17 protein-coding genes are annotated in these 15,743 nt (G+C 66.2%); 5 read left to right on the top strand and 12 right to left on the bottom strand.

What is annotated here, in order from left to right:
- The first annotated feature begins 171 nt into the window (after positions 1-171).
- Complete coding sequence (locus tag E8M01_RS10505) at positions 172-507, top strand: hypothetical protein (protein ID WP_136960071.1); 336 nt, start codon at positions 172-174, stop codon at positions 505-507.
- 9 nt (positions 508-516) lie between these two features.
- On the opposite strand, the gene ggt is transcribed toward E8M01_RS10505, so the two are convergent.
- On the bottom strand, positions 517-2,118 hold the full coding sequence (gene ggt, locus E8M01_RS10500; RefSeq protein ID WP_246088673.1) for a gamma-glutamyltransferase: 1,602 nt from the start codon (positions 2,116-2,118) through the stop codon (positions 517-519).
- Between the two features lie 181 nt (positions 2,119-2,299).
- Here ggt and E8M01_RS10495 point away from each other — a divergent pair, with 181 nt between their 5' ends.
- Positions 2,300-2,734, top strand: coding sequence for a GlcG/HbpS family heme-binding protein (locus E8M01_RS10495; RefSeq protein ID WP_136960070.1), 435 nt, complete (start codon positions 2,300-2,302; stop codon positions 2,732-2,734).
- A gap of 77 nt (positions 2,735-2,811) precedes the next feature.
- Here E8M01_RS10495 and rpmF read toward each other — a convergent pair whose 3' ends face one another.
- The 7 genes from rpmF to E8M01_RS10460 form a co-directional block, all read right to left on the bottom strand.
- The gene (gene rpmF, locus E8M01_RS10490) at positions 2,812-3,003 is read right to left on the bottom strand and encodes a 50S ribosomal protein L32 (protein ID WP_136960069.1); all 192 of its coding nucleotides are present in this window, start codon (positions 3,001-3,003) and stop codon (positions 2,812-2,814) included.
- A gap of 66 nt (positions 3,004-3,069) precedes the next feature.
- Positions 3,070-3,654: an MOSC domain-containing protein gene (locus E8M01_RS10485; protein WP_211596708.1), complete on the bottom strand. Its 585-nt coding sequence runs from the start codon at positions 3,652-3,654 to the stop codon at positions 3,070-3,072.
- A gap of 1 nt (position 3,655) precedes the next feature.
- Positions 3,656-4,753 (bottom strand): esterase-like activity of phytase family protein, encoded by a 1,098-nt coding sequence (locus E8M01_RS10480; protein ID WP_136960068.1) that lies wholly within the window; start codon positions 4,751-4,753, stop codon positions 3,656-3,658.
- Entirely contained in the window at positions 4,753-6,651 is a 1,899-nt protein-coding gene (gene cobT / locus E8M01_RS10475) for a cobaltochelatase subunit CobT (protein ID WP_136960067.1), read from the bottom strand. Before cobT ends, E8M01_RS10480 begins: the two co-directional genes overlap by 1 nt.
- Positions 6,648-7,061 carry a GNAT family N-acetyltransferase gene (locus tag E8M01_RS10470; protein ID WP_170181853.1) on the bottom strand — a complete coding sequence of 138 codons (414 nt, stop codon included), beginning with the start codon at positions 7,059-7,061 and terminating at the stop codon, positions 6,648-6,650. The genes cobT and E8M01_RS10470 overlap by 4 nt, the downstream gene beginning before the upstream one ends.
- Before the next feature lie 14 nt (positions 7,062-7,075).
- Positions 7,076-8,089, bottom strand: coding sequence for a cobaltochelatase subunit CobS (gene cobS, locus E8M01_RS10465; protein ID WP_136960065.1), 1,014 nt, complete (start codon positions 8,087-8,089; stop codon positions 7,076-7,078).
- Positions 8,090-8,195: 106 nt separating this feature from the next.
- Complete coding sequence (locus tag E8M01_RS10460; RefSeq protein ID WP_136960064.1) at positions 8,196-8,828, bottom strand: J domain-containing protein; 633 nt, start codon at positions 8,826-8,828, stop codon at positions 8,196-8,198.
- A gap of 195 nt (positions 8,829-9,023) precedes the next feature.
- On the opposite strand from E8M01_RS10460, the gene E8M01_RS10455 reads away from it, so the two are divergent.
- Complete coding sequence (locus E8M01_RS10455; RefSeq protein WP_136960063.1) at positions 9,024-9,632, top strand: glutathione S-transferase family protein; 609 nt, start codon at positions 9,024-9,026, stop codon at positions 9,630-9,632.
- A 7-nt stretch (positions 9,633-9,639) separates the two neighbouring features.
- Here the strand turns inward: E8M01_RS10455 and E8M01_RS10450 are convergent, their stop codons facing one another.
- The 3 genes from E8M01_RS10450 to ccmA all read right to left on the bottom strand — a co-directional run bounded on the left by E8M01_RS10450 (position 9,640) and on the right by ccmA (position 11,379).
- Entirely contained in the window at positions 9,640-9,990 is a 351-nt protein-coding gene (locus E8M01_RS10450; protein WP_136960062.1) for a hypothetical protein, read from the bottom strand.
- Between the two features lie 112 nt (positions 9,991-10,102).
- Positions 10,103-10,774 (bottom strand): heme exporter protein CcmB, encoded by a 672-nt coding sequence (gene ccmB, locus E8M01_RS10445; protein ID WP_136960061.1) that lies wholly within the window; start codon positions 10,772-10,774, stop codon positions 10,103-10,105.
- Positions 10,771-11,379, bottom strand: a complete 609-nt coding sequence (gene ccmA, locus E8M01_RS10440) for a heme ABC exporter ATP-binding protein CcmA (RefSeq protein WP_136964552.1) — start codon at positions 11,377-11,379, stop codon at positions 10,771-10,773. The genes ccmB and ccmA overlap by 4 nt, the downstream gene beginning before the upstream one ends.
- Positions 11,380-11,570: 191 nt before the next feature.
- On the opposite strand from ccmA, the gene acnA reads away from it, so the two are divergent.
- A complete protein-coding gene (gene acnA, locus E8M01_RS10435; RefSeq protein WP_136960060.1) occupies positions 11,571-14,291 on the top strand; it encodes an aconitate hydratase AcnA in 2,721 nt (906 codons plus the stop codon).
- Between the two features lie 184 nt (positions 14,292-14,475).
- Positions 14,476-15,231, top strand: a complete 756-nt coding sequence (locus tag E8M01_RS10430) for a DUF1223 domain-containing protein (protein WP_136960059.1) — start codon at positions 14,476-14,478, stop codon at positions 15,229-15,231.
- 197 nt (positions 15,232-15,428) lie between these two features.
- Here E8M01_RS10430 and E8M01_RS10425 read toward each other — a convergent pair whose 3' ends face one another.
- Positions 15,429-15,692 (bottom strand): hypothetical protein, encoded by a 264-nt coding sequence (locus E8M01_RS10425; RefSeq protein WP_136960058.1) that lies wholly within the window; start codon positions 15,690-15,692, stop codon positions 15,429-15,431.
- Positions 15,693-15,743 lie beyond the last annotated feature (51 nt).

Genomic DNA, 15,743 nt, shown 5'->3' with positions numbered 1-15,743 from the left:
CGATGAGGGACGGACCGCGTCGGCCGGGGCCTTGGCCCGACCCAGCCGACCGGCCGGGTTGTCGACCGTTCCTTATCACGCTGTATCATTCCGGTACGAATCGGGCAGGCACGGCTCTTGCGCGAAACCGTCTGCCGGTGGCTGTCCGCCGGCTGCAAAACGGGAGCGACCATGGCGATCAGCGGTGTCACAGCCGATGCGGACATCCGGTGGGGTCGCCGTTGGACCGACCGGCCGCGCACCGGCGAGCGCCGCGCGCCCGACCCGGTCGCCGCGCCGCCGGTTGGCCTGGTCGTGGTGCACGAACCGGTGATGGAGCGGCGTCCGGCCTTCGGCCAGCCGCTGACCTCGGCCTTTGCCACCCAATTGCTCGCCGAGGTGATGCATGAACCGGAAACGCGGTTCGCCCGCCAGGCCCGGGTCGACGAGGCGGAGGCACGCTATCAGGCCGGCGTTTCGGACCGGCCCGGTGCGGCTCGCGGCGCCTTGCTGCGCCGCGAGGCCTGATCGGCGCGATCAGTAACCGAGCGCCGAACCATCCTTGCGTGCGTCGGATCCGCCGATCAGGAAACCCGACCGGTCGATCCGGATCATCTGGCCGCCGCCGATCGGCTTGGTGGTGATCTCGACGTCGTGGTCCATGGCGCGCAGCCTGGCGATGGTCGCCTCGGGCCAGGTCGGCTCGACCGTGGTCTTCTCGCCCTCGAAGAAAGCGCGCGGCGCATCGATCGCCGCCTGCGGGTCCATGCCGTAGTCGAACATGTTGGCCACCACATGGGCATGGCCCGATGACTGATAGCTGCCGCCCATGACGCCGAAACTGGTGGTCACCTCGCCATTTTCGACCAGCATGGCCGGAATGATCGTGTGCATCGGCCGCTTGGCCGGCCCGATGCAATTGGCGTGGCCTTCCTCGAGACGGAAGCCGGCGCCGCGGTTCTGCAGCAGGATGCCGGTGCCCGGCGTGCAGATCTTCGAGCCGAAATGGTGGAAGATCGAGTTGATGAACGAGACCGCCATGCGGTCGCGATCGACGATGGTGCAGTAGATCGTGTCGGAACCCGGCGGCGGCGGCACCAGGAGCGGCGTGCGCTTGGCCGGGTTGATCATGGCGGCCAGCCTCTTGGCGAAGGCCTTGCTGGTCAGCTGGTCGACGCTGAAGCGCATGTGGGCGGGATCGGCAATATGCTGGTCCCGGACGGCATAAGCCAGGCGGGCAGCCTCGATGCCGAGATGCAGCCGCTCCGGCGATTGCGGGTCCATGCTGCGCAGGTCGAAATTCTCGAGGATGTTGAGCAGGATCAGCGCGGTGATGCCCTGGCCGTTGGGTGGCAGCTCGACCACCTCGACGCCCTTGTAGCTCGACCGTGCCGGGGTCTCGACCGTCCCGTGGTGGCCGGCCAGGTCCTCGAGCGTCAAGAGGCCGCCCTTGGCGCGCACCGTCTTGACGATGTCCTCGGCGACGCGGCCTTCGTAGAAGCCCTTGGCGCCTTCCTTGGCAATGGTTTCGAGCGTTGCGCCGAGCGCCGCGCTCGACATCCGGTCGCCCGCCCTGGGCGCCCGGCCATTCAGGAGATAGTGGCGGCTGGCACCTTCGTCCTTGGCCAGCGCCTCGGCATCCGCCGCCCAGTCGAAGGCGACGCGCGGGGTGACCGGCCAGCCCTCCTTGGCATAACGGATCGCCGGCTGCAGCACCCGGCCGAGGTCGAATTTGCCATGGGCCTTGAGGATCGCTTCCCAGGCCTCGATCGCGCCCGGCACGGTGACGGCATGGACGGAATCGATCGGTATGGAGGTCAAGCCTTGGGCGCGCAGGACGGCCGGTTCGGCCGCCTTGGCGGCGCGGCCCGAGCCGTTATAGCCCCAGATCGGTTTGCCCGGCTTGGAGACCAGCGCGAAACAGTCGCCGCCGATGCCGGTCATATGCGGCTCGACCACCGCCATGACGCCGACCGCGGCGATCGCGGCGTCGGCCGCGGTGCCGCCGGCTCGCATCATCTCGATCGCGGCGGCGGTTGCCAGCGGGTGCGAGGTCGCGGCCATGGCTTCAGTGGCATAGACCGGTGAACGGCCCGGCTTGTGAAAATCACGCGTCTGCGCGGTCATCTGCGCGGTCATGGGCGTCCTCCGACCGGGCCTTCCGCTGAGGCCCGAAACCTGTCATGACCGGCCTCGCGGGCCGATCGATTGTCGCAGCCCTAACACAAGCGTCCCCGGCTGCGCCATGGCTCCGGTGGACCGTCATTCTGCGCCCGGCGCAAGGCTCCGAGCCTGTCCTATCACCTGTCTGGAGACGCCCATGACCAACCTCACGCTCGCCTCGGTCCGCACGATTGTCGACAAGGCGCTGGCCTATGCCCATGAAAAGAGCTTCAAACCGATCGGCGTGGTGGTGGTGGACGCGCGCGGCGCGGTCCGCATGACCGTGGTCGAGGACAATACCGCGCTGCTGCGCGCCGAGATCGCCCACGGCAAGGCCTATGGCTGCGTGGCGGTTGGTGTCGGCGGCCGGATGCTGCAGAAATTCGCGGTCGAGCGGCCGCATTTCATCACCGCCCTTGGCGGGCTGACCCACGACCGGCTCACGCCGGTGCCGGGCGGCGTGCTGATCCGCGACGGTTCGGGTGCGCTGATCGGCGCGGTCGGCATTTCCGGCGACACCTCCGACAATGACGAGCTGGCGGCTGTCGCCGGTATCGAGGCGGCCGGCTTCAAGGCCGATACCGGCGCCTGAGACCGGCGCGACAGCGATCAACAAAAAAGCCGGTCGCGAGACCGGCTTTTTTTAACGAAGCTCGAAAGCCCGCCGGATCAGTCGTTGGTGGTGGTCTTCGGCTTCAGGATCTGCTTGCCGCGATACATGCCGGTCTTCAGATCGACGTGATGCGGACGGCGCAGATTGCCCGAGTCCTTGTCCTCGACATAGGTCGGAGCCTTGATGGCGTCGTGCGAACGGCGCATGCCCTGACGCGACGGCGATGTTTTTCTTCTCGGAACGGCCATGGATGTCTCTCCAGCGGGGCCACAGGACCAAGGGCCACGCGGCACGCAAATTCATAAGTCGCGGGCCTATACACGAGTTCCGCCCGGGGTTCCAGAGGGAATCTGGCCAAACCGTCGCGGCGCCACCACGGTCAGAACGTCGGCGAGCCGCACCAGGCCAGGCCGCTCGACATAACCGACCAGGCCGCGCCGGCCGCTGGCAGCCTTGACGAAACCGAACTCGTGCGCGGCGACACCGGAGCGGGCGGCGATCGCCCGGCCCGACTGCCGGCACGGCGCATTATAGGCGGTCACCACGATGGTCGCGCCCGACGGCGCCATCAGCCGCGACATCGGCGCGAGCTGCGACAGGGCGGGCATGCCGGCAACCGTGATATTGGCGCCGATCCATTCGGCCGGCAGCGTCGGCAGGCCCATCAGAGCGGCCGTTTCGGCCAGTTCCTCGGCGCTGAGGATCGACACTTGCCGGTCGTTGCGGATCACCGTGCCGCGCGGATGCCAGGGTTCGCGCGCGCCGGTCTTGCGGGTGGCTCCGGCATGGCGGTCGCCGGCGATGCCGTCGAGGCCGAGGTCGAGCCGGTCGACCGCATGCGAGACGAAATCGCGCTCGTCGGCGGAGAACAGGCCGGTAACGGCGACGTCCAAGGTCATGTCAGCCGCGATAGGCGAATTGCAGCAGCAGGGTGCGCTGCAGGAACGAGAAATTATTGTCCGAGACCAGGGTCAGGATGGTGTCGCCATTGCCGTCGCGATGGACGGCGAGCCCTTCCATATTGTCGATCTGCGCGCTGAGATCGGCCGACATGACGATCGGGCCGTCGAGGGTCGCGCCCGGCCGGATATTGGCCGCATCGATGCGCCGGATGCGCACGCCCAAGCCCCGCCACACCGAAAACCAGCGCTCCAGGATCAACAGGTCGCCATTGGGCAGGAAGGCGAGGTCGGTGATGTCGAACTCATTGGTGCGCTTGACGAAGAATTCGCGTGGCGTCGGGGTGAACAGGAAGCCCCTGATATCGCCCTGATCGTTCAGGCCACGCTCGGAAATGCCGATCAGCGTGCCGGCGAGCGGCGAGGGGCGTGGCAGCACGCCAAGGGCTTCGATGCCGCGATTGCCGGAGAGCCGCCGGTCGCCCATCGGAACGGGCGAGGCAACGCCGCGGGCGGTCAGGCCGTCGCGGCCGAAAGTGTCGAAACGGAAGATGCGGTGGGTGCGCTCAACCGCGACATAGGCCGTGCCGCCCTCGATCCAGAGCGCCTCGGTATCCCAATTGCCGGTATCGGCGAGCGGCCGGCCATTGGGACCGAGGATCGCCGCCATGCGCGCCTGCGACAGTCCGGCGGGCTTGCGGCCTTCCATGTCGATGCGGGCGGTCAGCCATTGACCCTTGTCGGTGATCGCGGTCAGGCGCTGGCCGGTCGCATCGGTGCGGATCGACGAGATGCCGCCGAAGCCGCGATGGTCCGATTGCAGTTCGAGCCCGCCGAGATATTCGAGCCGGCCGAAGACGGTCTTGGTCGGCTGGCCGGGGGCGAAGGCATTGATCGGGAACGAGCGCACGGTGATGTCGACGGGCGCACCGGGCAGGGCCGGCCTGGCGGTGGCGGCAACCGGCAGCGCCGGCGCTGCGAGCACGGCGGCGGCCACGCCGGTCATGAGGCGGCGGCGCGACAAGGCGGCGGAGCCGCCCGGCTCACCCCCGCCGGGGCCAGCCGAGGACGGCGGACCATCCAGGCCCGGATCGGTCATCAGGCGACCTTGCGGCGGGTCGGGGTCGCGGGCTGGCTGCCGTCGGCGCCCTCGTCGAACAGTTCGGCGAGCTTTTCGGTCATGGCGCCACCCAGCTCCTCGGCATCCACGATGGTGACCGCGCGGCGATAATAGCGGGTCACGTCATGGCCAATGCCGATGGCGATGAGCTCGACCGGCGACCGGGTCTCGATCTCCTCGATCACCCAGCGCAGGTGCCGCTCGAGGTAATTGCCCGGGTTGACCGACAAGGTGGAATCGTCGACCGGCGCGCCGTCCGAAATCATCATCAGGATCTTGCGCTGCTCGGAACGCGCGAGCAGGCGCTTGTGAGCCCAATCGAGCGCTTCGCCGTCGATGTTCTCCTTGAGCAGCCCCTCGCGCATCATCAGGCCAAGGTTCTTGCGCGCCCGCCGCCAGGGAGCATCGCCCGACTTGTAGATGATGTGCCTGAGATCGTTGAGGCGGCCGGGATTGGCCGGCTTGCCGTTCTGCAGCCAGAACTCGCGCGCCTGCCCGCCCTTCCAGGCGCGGGTGGTGAAGCCGAGGATCTCGACCTTGACGCCGCAGCGCTCGAGGGTGCGGGCCAGGATATCGGCGCAGGTCGCGGCGACGGTGATCGGCCGGCCGCGCATCGAGCCGGAATTGTCGAGCAGCAGGGTCACCACCGTGTCGCGGAAATTGGTGTCGCGCTCGCGCTTGAACGACAGCGCCGCCATCGGGTCCATGATGACGCGCGGCAGGCGTGAGGGATCGAGCACGCCCTCCTCGAGGTCGAAGTCCCAGGCGCGGTTCTGCTGCGCCATCAGGCGCCGCTGCAGGCGGTTGGCGAGCCGGGCGACGACCGGGCCGAGATGGCTCAGCTGCTTGTCGAGATAGGCGCGCAGGCGATCGAGTTCCTCGGCGTCGCACAGATCCGGCGCGTCGATGATCTCGTCGAACTTCGGCGTGAACGGCTTGTAGTCGGGACCCTTGCGTTCGTTGCCTTGCGATTTCGGCCGCCACGGTTCGCTCGCCTCGTCGGCGTCGCCCATGTCGTTCTCGTCGGGCAGTTCGGCGGTCTGTGCGTCGGAGGCCTCCTGAGCGCCATCCGGCGACTCGTCGGACATCTCGTCGGCATCCTCCATCTGCATGCCTTCGGAGGATTCCTCCTGCTGGCTGTCCGGGCTTTCGCCGGATTCGGGCGAATCCTGCTCCTGGTTCTCCGAGTCGTCCTCATTGTCGTCGTCGGAACTGCCCTTCTCGTCGCCCATGTCGAGCGAGGTCAGCAGTTCCCGGACGGCCTTGCCGAAGGCGCGCTGGTCGCCTTCGAGGCCAACCAGCTTCTCCAGATTCTTGCCGGCCTTGGCCTCGATCGTCTCCTTCCAGAGATCGACGATCTTGGCGGCCTGGCTCGGCGCCTTGAGGCCGGTCAGCCGCTGCCGCACCATCAAGGCGAGCGCGTCCTCGAGCGGCGCGTCGGCCTTGTCGGTGATGTCCTCGTATTTGCCGAGCCGGTGATAGTGGTCTTCGAGCCGGGCGGTCAGGTTCTGCGCCACGCCGGCCATGCGGTTGGCGCCGATCGCCTCGATGCGGGCGCTCTCGACGGCCTCGAAGACGGCACGCGCCGCCTGACCATCGGGCACCATGGCGCGATGAACCTTGGGATTGTGCACGGCAAGGCGGAGCGCCATGGCGTCGCCATGGCCGCGGACGATGGCGGCATCATGCGCCGACATCTTGCGCGGCGGCTCCGGCAGGCGCGCCTTGTCGCCGGCAAGCCCCGGCTTGTCCGAGGCATAGGTCACCTCGAGATCCTCGCGCCGGGCGATGGCGCGCATGCAGGAGGCGACCGACCGCTTGAACGGTTCGGTCGGACTTTCCTTGGGCGATGGCTTGGCCTTGGAATTGGAACTCACGGAAGGTCCTTCTTCAACCAGATGCGGCGATGGCCGGGCGGAAACTCGGTCAGCTCCCCGAAGGTCTCGTAGCCGAGACCCTGATAAAATCCGTCGCCCTGGAAGCTGAACGTGTCGACATAGACATGCCTGGCGCCGCGTTCTGCCGCGATCGCCTCGGCCCGCTGCATCAGCTCGGTGCCGAAACCGCCGCCGCGGGCCGCTTCATCGAGCCAGAGAAGCTCGATGAAGCACCAGTTCCAGATCGTGTAGGCGACGATGCCGCCCCGGATCTCGTCCCTGTCGTCGCGGACCGACACGGCGAAGCGCTTGTATTTCGCCTTGCCGGCCTTCGCCGTGTTGTAGGCGACAAGGCCCTTGACGACGGCGCGGGCGGCTTTCGCGGGCGTCTTTTCATCGACGACGCGCACCGCCCGGGCTCCCTTTAGCTCAGCGCCACGTTGACCGCGCTCTCCGGCAATTCCTGGCCGAAGCAGCGCTGGTAGAACTCGGCGACCAGCGAGCGTTCCATCTCGTCGCATTTGTTCAGGAAGGTCAGGCGGAAGGCGAAGCCGATATCCTTGAAGATGTCGGCGTTCTCGGCCCAGGTCAGCACGGTGCGCGGCGACATGACGGTCGACAGGTCGCCGTTCATGAAGGCGTTGCGGGTGAGATCGGCGACCCGGACCATCTTGTTGACCTGGTCGCGGCCTTCGGCGGTCTTGGCGAAGGTCTTGGCCTTGGCCAGGATGATGCCGACCTCGTTGTCATGCGGCAGATAGTTCAGCGTGGTGACGATCGACCAGCGGTCCATCTGCGCCTGGTTGATCTGCTGGGTGCCGTGATAGAGGCCGGTGGTGTCGCCGAGACCGACCGTATTGGCGGTGGCGAACAGACGGAACGACGGGTGCGGCCGGATGACCCGGCTCTGGTCGAGCAGCGTCAGGCGTCCCGAGGCTTCCAGCACGCGCTGGATGACGAACATCACGTCCGGGCGGCCGGCGTCATATTCGTCGAAACAGAGCGCGACATTGTGCTGATAGGCCCAGGGCAGGATGCCGTCACGGAACTCGGTGATCTGCTTGCCGTCCTTCAGCACGATCGCGTCCTTGCCGACGAGGTCGATACGCGAGACATGGCTGTCGAGGTTGACGCGCACGCAGGGCCAGTTCAGCCGGGCGGCGACCTGCTCGATATGGGTCGACTTGCCGGTGCCGTGGAAGCCGGAAACCATGACGCGGCGGTTATGGGCAAAGCCCGCCAGAATCGCGAGCGTGGTCGGCTTATCGAAAAGATAGTCCGTATCCAGATCGGGAACATGGTCGTCGGGCTTGGAAAAGGCCGGTACGGTCATATCCGAATCGATGCCGAACACCTTCCGCACGGACACCGTGGTATCCGGGGCCCCGGTACCTTTTTCAGGCTGCACTGTCACGAAAACCTCCGATGCCGCGCACATCGCGGCGAGCCGTTTCTTTCAAATCGGGCGAACCTTAACAGATCGCGGGTCGCGCCCGGAAGGCCGCCAGGTGCGGGAATGCCATTCGCATTATTGATGCGTTCAATCAGCAGAAGCCAACCGACTTGAGATAATTATAGGCCTGGATGATCTCGCGCAGCTTGTCCTCGCGCGATCGGTCACCGCCATTGGCATCCGGATGAAGGCGTTTGGCCAGTTCCTTGAAACGGGCCTTGATCTCGGTGGCAGTCGCATGAATGTCGAGATTGAGGGCGCTCAGCGCCTTGCGCTCGGCATTGCGGATCAGGCGGCCTTCGGGTTCGGGCTGGCTTGCGCCTTGCGGGCGCCAGGTTTCGCCGTCGAACATGCCGAACGGATCGGCCGCCCCGCGCGGGCCCATATGGACATGCGGTTCCGGGCGCCGGCCCTTCTTGTTCCAGGAGTTGACGCCCATGCTCCAGGTCGGCCGGTGGCCGGTGATGGCGTCCTTCTGATAGGCGGCGACCGCCGCGTCGTTCATGCCGGCGAAATAGTTGTAGGTGGCATTATATTCGCGGACATGGTCGAGGCAGAACCAGACGAACTCGCCCTCCCGGTCGCGGCCGAGCGGCGCGCGATGGGTCGCCTCGCAGGCACAGCCTTTGAACCCGCAGACGCGCATGCCCGGACGCGCCTTGGCACGGCGGTCGTCCTCTGGCTTGACGCGGATGCTGTCGAAATAGGGTGATGCGATTTTCATGAGGTTCAGCTTCGAAGCGGACTGCCAATTATGGAGATGCTGCGTTAACGCGGCAAGACGAACCGGCGCGGGGGCGACCCGGTGACGGATTTTGACGGTTCCGGCCCAGCCGGTCTGACGCGCGGTCTGCTTGACCGGCGCCAAACCGCCTGCGCAGGTTCGACCACTCCATGAAGAGTGCCCGGGGAATTCAGCATGCCGCTCGTCCTGCGTTCATCGCCGCCGTCGCCGTTCGGGCGCAAGATCAAACTTGCGCTCGCCCATCTGGACCTGGCCGACCGGGTAACGGTCGAGTTGGCCGATACGATGGATGGCGGCGATGCGCTGCGCCTGCAGAACCCGCTGGGCAAGATCCCGGCGCTGATCCTGGAGGACGGCACGACGATCTATGACAGCCGCGTCATCCTCGAATATCTGGATATCGAAGCCGGCGGAAACAAGATCATTCCGGCCGATCCGAAGCTGCGCATCCCGGCCTTGACGCTGCAGGCGCTCGCCGACGGCATTCTCGATGCCGGCATTCTGCTGCGCTACGAGGCCATGTTCCGCTCCGAGGACCGCCGCGAACCGCGCTGGCTCGATCATCAGCACGGCAAGGTGGCGCGCGGCCTGGCCGCGCTGGAGGCGATGCCGCCGGCGCTCGATGTGACGGTCGGCACGATCGCGCTGGCCTGCGCGCTGGGCTATCAGGACATCCGCTTTCAGGGGGCCTGGCGGGCCAACCATCCGAACCTGGTCGGCTGGCTTGACGCCTTCATCCGGCAGATGCCGGAAGCCTGGGAAAGGACCAAGCCGGTCCTGTAAGGGCTTGTCAGCCGGCCTGGGCGAAGGTGCAGTCGACCACGGTATTGGTGAGCTGACGCACGCGCCGGCGGCGGTCGACATTCTCGCAGAACGGCGCGGCATTGGCGCCGCCTGCGACGGTGCCGTCACAGGACATGGAATCGGTGCCACCGTTCAGCTTCTGGAACGTGCAGGTGACCTGACAGATCATCGGCCGCGATGAATTGTTGGTGGCGGTGACGCGGATGCGGGCGCCGCGCTCGGCCGTGGCGCAAAAGGCGGTGGTTTCCGGTTGTGGCGGCGGGCTGACCACCTGTTCCGGTGCGCTGGCGCAGCCGGACAGGGCCAAGACTGCGAAAACCAAGACTGCACGTCGCATGGCGGCCTCCTGTCGGGACAGGCCGGGCGAATGTCGCGTGCGGATACGGCGATAGCAAGGCACGTACACGCAGCGCGCGCATGCAGCGCGCCGTTTCGCTTGCGAATGCCGGTCACTCCAATCCGGATTTCAGCGCCGCCGCGGCGGCCACCGGCCCGAGCACCAGGCTTGCCAGCGACAGCCCGACCAGCACCATGAAGGGCGCACCGAACGGTACCGGACCGGCGATCGCGGCGCTGGTGGCGGCAACCCCGAAGATCAGCACCGGAATGGTCAGTGGCAGGATCAGGATCGCCATCAACAGGCCGCCGCGGCGCAGGCTGACGGCAAGTGCCGCGCCGATGGTGCCGAGGCCGGTCAGCGCCGGGGTGCCGGCCAACAGGGTCAGCGCCACCGCGCCCATGGCGTCCGGCGGCACGTTCATCAAGAGCCCGAGGACGGGCGCCGCCACGACCAAGGGCAGGCCGGTGGCGAGCCAATGGGCCGCCGCCTTGGCCATGACCACCAGGGCGAGCGGCGTCTCGGCCATCATCAGGAGATCCATCGAGCCGTCATCGGCGTCGGCCTGGAACAGGCGGTCGAGACCGAGCAAGGTTGCCAGCAGGGCGCCGATCCAGAGGATCGCAGGGCCGATGCGGCCAAGCAGGATCATGTCCGGCCCGACCCCGAAGGGCACGATGGTGACCACCGCGAGGAAGAATACGACACCGATCATGGCGCCGCCGCCGACCCGGGTGGCAAGCTTCAGGTCGCGCTGGAACAGGGCTTTGAGCGGCGAGCTCATCCGGGCTCTCCGATCCTGAGTTCGCGTGCCGGGATGCCGAGCGGCCCATGGGTTGCGGCGAGGATCAGGCCGCCGCCGGCCAGATGCTCGGCCATGATCTCGGCCAGCACCTGCTGGCTCGCCTGGTCGAGCGCGGCGGTCGGCTCGTCGAGCAGCCAGATCGGCCGCCTGACGCTGATCAGGCGGGCCAGCGCCAGGCGGCGGCGCTGGCCCGCCGAAAGGTAGCTGGCGGGCAGATCGGCGAGGTGATCGAGGCCAAGGCGGCCGAGCGCCGCGCCGCTTGTATCGCCGGGCTTGCCGCTTCCCAGAAAGGCGGTCCAGAAAGCCAGGTTCTCAGCAACCGTCAGGGCGCCCTTGAAAGCGTCCTGGTGGCCGCAATAATGCGCCTGTTCACCGATCGGCGCTTCCGGGTCGCCGCCTTCGAAGCGGAGCTCGCCCGCCTCTATGCGCACCAGACCTGCAATCAGACGCAACAGGCTCGACTTGCCGGCGCCATTGCGGCCGACGACCTGGATTGCCTCTCCGGCCGGGACTTCAAAGCTCAAATCCCGGAAAACGATCCGGCCGCCGCGCTGGCAGGTGAGGGCATCGGCATTGAGACGCATCATGCTGCGTTCTTACGCGACGAAAGAGTGAGCGGCGAGAGCGCGATGATTGCTTCTAACCATATGGCGGGTTGATTGGAATCCCTCTATAACGCCCGCGATTGGTCGCCGCGCCCGCTTGGGTTCCTTGAGACTACGCCCGAAGCTTCGGACGCGATGTCGGCCTTCCTGGATGAAGGGATCCTCGCCTCATGTCGCTCGACAGCTTCAAAGCCCGCAAGACACTCAAGGTCGGCACCAAGAGCTACGCCTACTACAGTCTGAAGGATGCGGAGAAGAACGGGCTCAAGGGCATTTCAGCGCTTCCCTTCTCGATGAAGGTGCTGCTCGAGAACCTGTTGCGCGCCGAAGACGGCCGCTCGGTCACCAAGGCCGATATCGAGGCGGTCGCGGCCTGGCTGAAGGACAAGGGCAAGGCCGGCAAGGAGATCGCCTTCCGTCCGGCACGTGTGCTGATGCAGGACTTCACCGGCGTCCCGGCGGTGGTCGACCTTGCCGCCATGCGCGATGCGATGAAGTCGCTCGGCGGCGACCCGCAGAAGATCAACCCGCTGGTGCCGGTCGATCTGGTGATCGACCACTCGGTGATCGTCGACGAATTCGGCTCGGCCAAGGCATTCAAGAAGAACGTCGATCTGGAATATCAGCGCAATGGCGAGCGCTACCGCTTCCTGAAATGGGGCCAGCAGGCGTTCAAGAACTTTTCCGTCGTGCCGCCCGGCACCGGCATCTGCCACCAGGTCAACCTGGAATATCTGGCGCAGACGGTCTGGACCCGGAAAGAGAAGGTCACCAAGGTCGTGCGCGGCAAGAAGACCTCGCAGACGGTCGAGGTTGCCTATCCCGATACGCTTGTTGGCACCGACAGCCACACCACCATGGTCAATGGCCTTGCCGTGCTCGGCTGGGGCGTCGGCGGCATCGAGGCCGAGGCCGCCATGCTCGGCCAGCCGCAGTCCATGCTGTTGCCCGAGGTGATCGGCTTCAAGCTGACCGGCCGGCTGAAGGAAGGGGTCACCGCCACCGACCTGGTGCTGACCGTCACCCAGATGCTGCGCAAGAAGGGCGTGGTCGGCAAATTCGTCGAATTCTTCGGCAACGGCCTCAACAACATGACGCTGGCCGATCGCGCGACGATCGCCAACATGGCGCCGGAATATGGCGCGACCTGCGGCTTCTTCCCGGTCGATGACGAGACGCTGAACTATCTCACGACATCGGGCCGCAAGAGCCAGCGCATCGCGCTGGTCGAGAAATATGCCAAGGCCCAGGGCCTGTTCCGCACCAAGGGCATGGCGGATCCGGTATTCACCGACACGCTCGACCTCGATCTCGGCTCGGTCGTGCCGTCGATGGCCGGCCCGAAGCGTCCGGAGGGCCGGGTGGCGCTGGAAGCCGTCGGCGCCGGCTTCACCTCGGCCATGGAGACCGACTACAAGAAGGCGGCCGAGCTGTCGCGCCGCGTCAAGGTCGAGGGCCGCGATTTCACCATTGGCCATGGCGACGTGGCGATCGCCGCGATCACCTCCTGCACCAATACGTCCAACCCGGCCGTGCTGTTCGCCGCCGGCCTGCTTGCCCGCAACGCGGTCGCCAAGGGCCTGAAGACCAAGCCCTGGGTGAAGACCTCGCTGGCGCCGGGCTCGCAGGTGGTCGCCGAATATCTGTCGAATTCCGGCCTGCAGAAGGACCTGGACAAGCTCGGCTTCAACCTGGTCGGTTTCGGCTGCACCACCTGCATCGGCAATTCCGGGCCGCTGCCGCCGGAGATCTCCAAGGCCATCAACGATCAGGGCCTGATCGCCGCGGCCGTGCTCTCCGGCAACCGCAATTTCGAAGGCCGCGTGTCGCCCGACGTGCAGGCCAACTATCTCGCTTCGCCGCCGCTGGTGGTGGCCTATGCGCTGGCCGGGTCGGTGCAGCTCGACCTGACCAAGGAGCCGCTCGGCACCGACAAGAAGGGCCAGCCGGTCTTTCTGAAGGATATCTGGCCGTCGTCGAAGGAAATCCAGGCCTTCATCGCCAAGAACGTCACCAAGAAGCTGTTCAAGGAAAAATACGCCGACGTGTTCAAGGGCGACGCCAACTGGGCCAAGGTCAAGGCGCCCACCGGCCAGACCTATAGCTGGGACGATCACTCGACCTATGTGCAGAACCCGCCCTATTTCGTCGGCATGAGCATGAAGCCGGCCGATGTCAGCGACATCAAGGGCGCGCGCATTCTCGGCCTGTTCGGCGACAAGATCACCACCGACCATATTTCGCCGGCCGGTTCGATCAAGGCGGCGAGCCCGGCGGGCAAATACCTCATCGACAACAAGGTGGATGTCGCCGACTTCAACCAGTACGGCACGCGGCGCGGCAATCACGAGGTGATGATGCGCGGCACCTTCGCCAATATCCGTATCCGCAACTTCATGATGGGTCCGAACGGCAAGGAAGGTGGCTACACCATCCACTATCCGTCGAAGGAAGAAATGCCGATCTACGACGCGGCGATGAAGTACCGCCAGGAAAAGGTGCCGCTGGTGGTGTTCGCCGGCGTCGAATATGGCAATGGCTCGTCGCGCGACTGGGCCGCCAAGGGCACCAACCTGCTCGGCGTCCGCGCGGTCATCGCGCAATCGTTCGAGCGCATCCACCGGTCGAACCTGGTCGGCATGGGCATCGTGCCATTCACCCTCGAGGAGGGCACGACCTGGGCCTCCCTCGGTCTGAAGGGCGACGAGAGCGTAGCGATCAAGGGGCTCGAAACCGTCAAGCCGCGCCAGAAGATGGAAGCCGAAGTGACCTTTGCCGACGGCAAGGTGAAGAAGGTGCCGATCCTCTGCCGCATCGATACGCTCGATGAAATCGACTATTTCCGCAATGGCGGCATCCTGCAGTACGTGTTGCGCGACCTCGTCGCGTGATGTCTGCGCGGACCGATCAGACCGGGTGACCGCGGAGTAACTCCGCGGTCCTCATCTCAGCTTTCAGCGGAGTCATCATCACGCGCGCTTGTGTGGTTCTCACCCAACCGTGACTCGCCTGCACCCATGGTGCGGGTTAGGACAGGGCAGGGGCAGGGTTAAGTTTGGATCGGGGCGAAGACCGATGCATAAGGCAAAGATTTGGGGCGGGCTTTTACTTGGCCTCGTCTCACTTGGCGCAGCGCCTGCTGCCGCCGCGGACAAAGTAGGCGCGGTCATCGAGCTTTTTACCAGCCAGGGCTGCTCGTCCTGTCCGCCGGCCGATCGTCATCTTGCCGAGATTGCCGACCGCACCGACGTGATCGCGCTGACCTTTGCCGTCGATTACTGGGATTATCTTGGCTGGCGCGACACGCTGGCCGATCCGGCCAATACCAAACGCCAGAAGGCCTATGCCTATGCCCGCGGCGACCGGCAGGTCTATACGCCGCAAATGGTGATCAACGGCGTCACCCATGCCATCGGCTCGGACCGCCCGGCGGTCGAGCGGGCGATGGTCCAGTCGGCGGGCCAGAGCGGCGCACTGAGCGTGCCGGTGACGATCAGCTATTCCGGCGACACCGTCACAGTGACGCTGCCGGCCCAGCAAGGCACGCTGGTTTCCGCCGAGACGCCGGCAACCGTCCTGCTGCTCGGGGTATCGTCGCGGCAGGCGGTCGAGATCGCGCGCGGCGAGAACCGCGGCAATTCGGTGACCTATCGCAATGTCGTCAGGTCGCATGTGAAGCTTGGCGAATGGACCGGCGGGGCCCAGACCTTTACCGCGTCGCGGCTGGAGCGGCTGGCGCCGGGATGCGAGCGGGCCGTCGTGCTGATCCAGGCTGGCAGCCAGCGCAACCTCGGCGCCGTGCTCGGCGCCGCGATGGCGCGCTTCCAATAAGGCGCAATCCTAAATCCGCCATCAAGCCGGGGCGTCCTTCCGTTTCAGTGAGACGAAAGAGCGTCCCTGTTCGTTGTCTTGCTACATTCCCTCTTGGCGCATTCCGGTCCGGCCGGATCGTTGCCGTCGATCATGGGCGCCGGGCGCCGACGGCTGTCTCGCGGCTGGCGTTTGACGGCCGTGCGGCCAGCCTCGCCTCAGACCCTGGCCAGCCAGGTCATGTCGGGCGCGACGATGCCGGGTACATCTTCCTCATCGATGCGCTTGACGGTGTCGATCTTGACGCAGGCTTCGGCGCTCAACGGGTCGACGCCGCGGCGAACCAGTTCGCGCCCGACGCTCTTGCGCACGCTCGACGCCGCGGCCTCCGCCGCATCGGCTTCGACAAAACGGGTTGCGGCAAATGTACTCTCCGCGCTGGCGGCCTCGAGGCCGCGCGCTTCACAACGATACCAAGGCATGGGATGTCCTGTCCCTATTCCCAATCTGTCCCCTGCCGTCACTCAACCACC

It is taken from the genome of Phreatobacter stygius, assembly GCF_005144885.1.
GTDB lineage: Bacteria > Pseudomonadota > Alphaproteobacteria > Rhizobiales > Phreatobacteraceae > Phreatobacter > Phreatobacter stygius.
Note: the sequence above shows the minus strand (reverse complement) of the source record. Positions and strands in the feature narration are given on the sequence as shown.

Bases quoted from the DNA above. Each gene is read 5' to 3' on its own strand.
- E8M01_RS10505 (WP_136960071.1), top strand. From the start codon at position 172: ATGGCGATCAGCGGTGTCACAGCCGATGCGGACATCCGGTGGGGTCGC.
- ggt (WP_246088673.1), bottom strand. From the start codon at position 2,118: ATGACCGCGCAGATGACCGCGCAGACGCGTGATTTTCACAAGCCGGGC.
- E8M01_RS10495 (WP_136960070.1), top strand. From the start codon at position 2,300: ATGACCAACCTCACGCTCGCCTCGGTCCGCACGATTGTCGACAAGGCG.
- rpmF (WP_136960069.1), bottom strand. From the start codon at position 3,003: ATGGCCGTTCCGAGAAGAAAAACATCGCCGTCGCGTCAGGGCATGCGC.
- E8M01_RS10485 (WP_211596708.1), bottom strand. From the start codon at position 3,654: ATGACCTTGGACGTCGCCGTTACCGGCCTGTTCTCCGCCGACGAGCGC.
- E8M01_RS10480 (WP_136960068.1), bottom strand. From the start codon at position 4,753: ATGACCGATCCGGGCCTGGATGGTCCGCCGTCCTCGGCTGGCCCCGGC.
- cobS (WP_136960065.1), bottom strand. From the start codon at position 8,089: ATGTGCGCGGCATCGGAGGTTTTCGTGACAGTGCAGCCTGAAAAAGGT.
- E8M01_RS10460 (WP_136960064.1), bottom strand. From the start codon at position 8,828: ATGAAAATCGCATCACCCTATTTCGACAGCATCCGCGTCAAGCCAGAG.
- E8M01_RS10455 (WP_136960063.1), top strand. From the start codon at position 9,024: ATGCCGCTCGTCCTGCGTTCATCGCCGCCGTCGCCGTTCGGGCGCAAG.
- E8M01_RS10450 (WP_136960062.1), bottom strand. From the start codon at position 9,990: ATGCGACGTGCAGTCTTGGTTTTCGCAGTCTTGGCCCTGTCCGGCTGC.
- ccmB (WP_136960061.1), bottom strand. From the start codon at position 10,774: ATGAGCTCGCCGCTCAAAGCCCTGTTCCAGCGCGACCTGAAGCTTGCC.
- ccmA (WP_136964552.1), bottom strand. From the start codon at position 11,379: ATGCGTCTCAATGCCGATGCCCTCACCTGCCAGCGCGGCGGCCGGATC.
- acnA (WP_136960060.1), top strand. From the start codon at position 11,571: ATGTCGCTCGACAGCTTCAAAGCCCGCAAGACACTCAAGGTCGGCACC.
- E8M01_RS10430 (WP_136960059.1), top strand. From the start codon at position 14,476: ATGCATAAGGCAAAGATTTGGGGCGGGCTTTTACTTGGCCTCGTCTCA.
- E8M01_RS10425 (WP_136960058.1), bottom strand. From the start codon at position 15,692: ATGCCTTGGTATCGTTGTGAAGCGCGCGGCCTCGAGGCCGCCAGCGCG.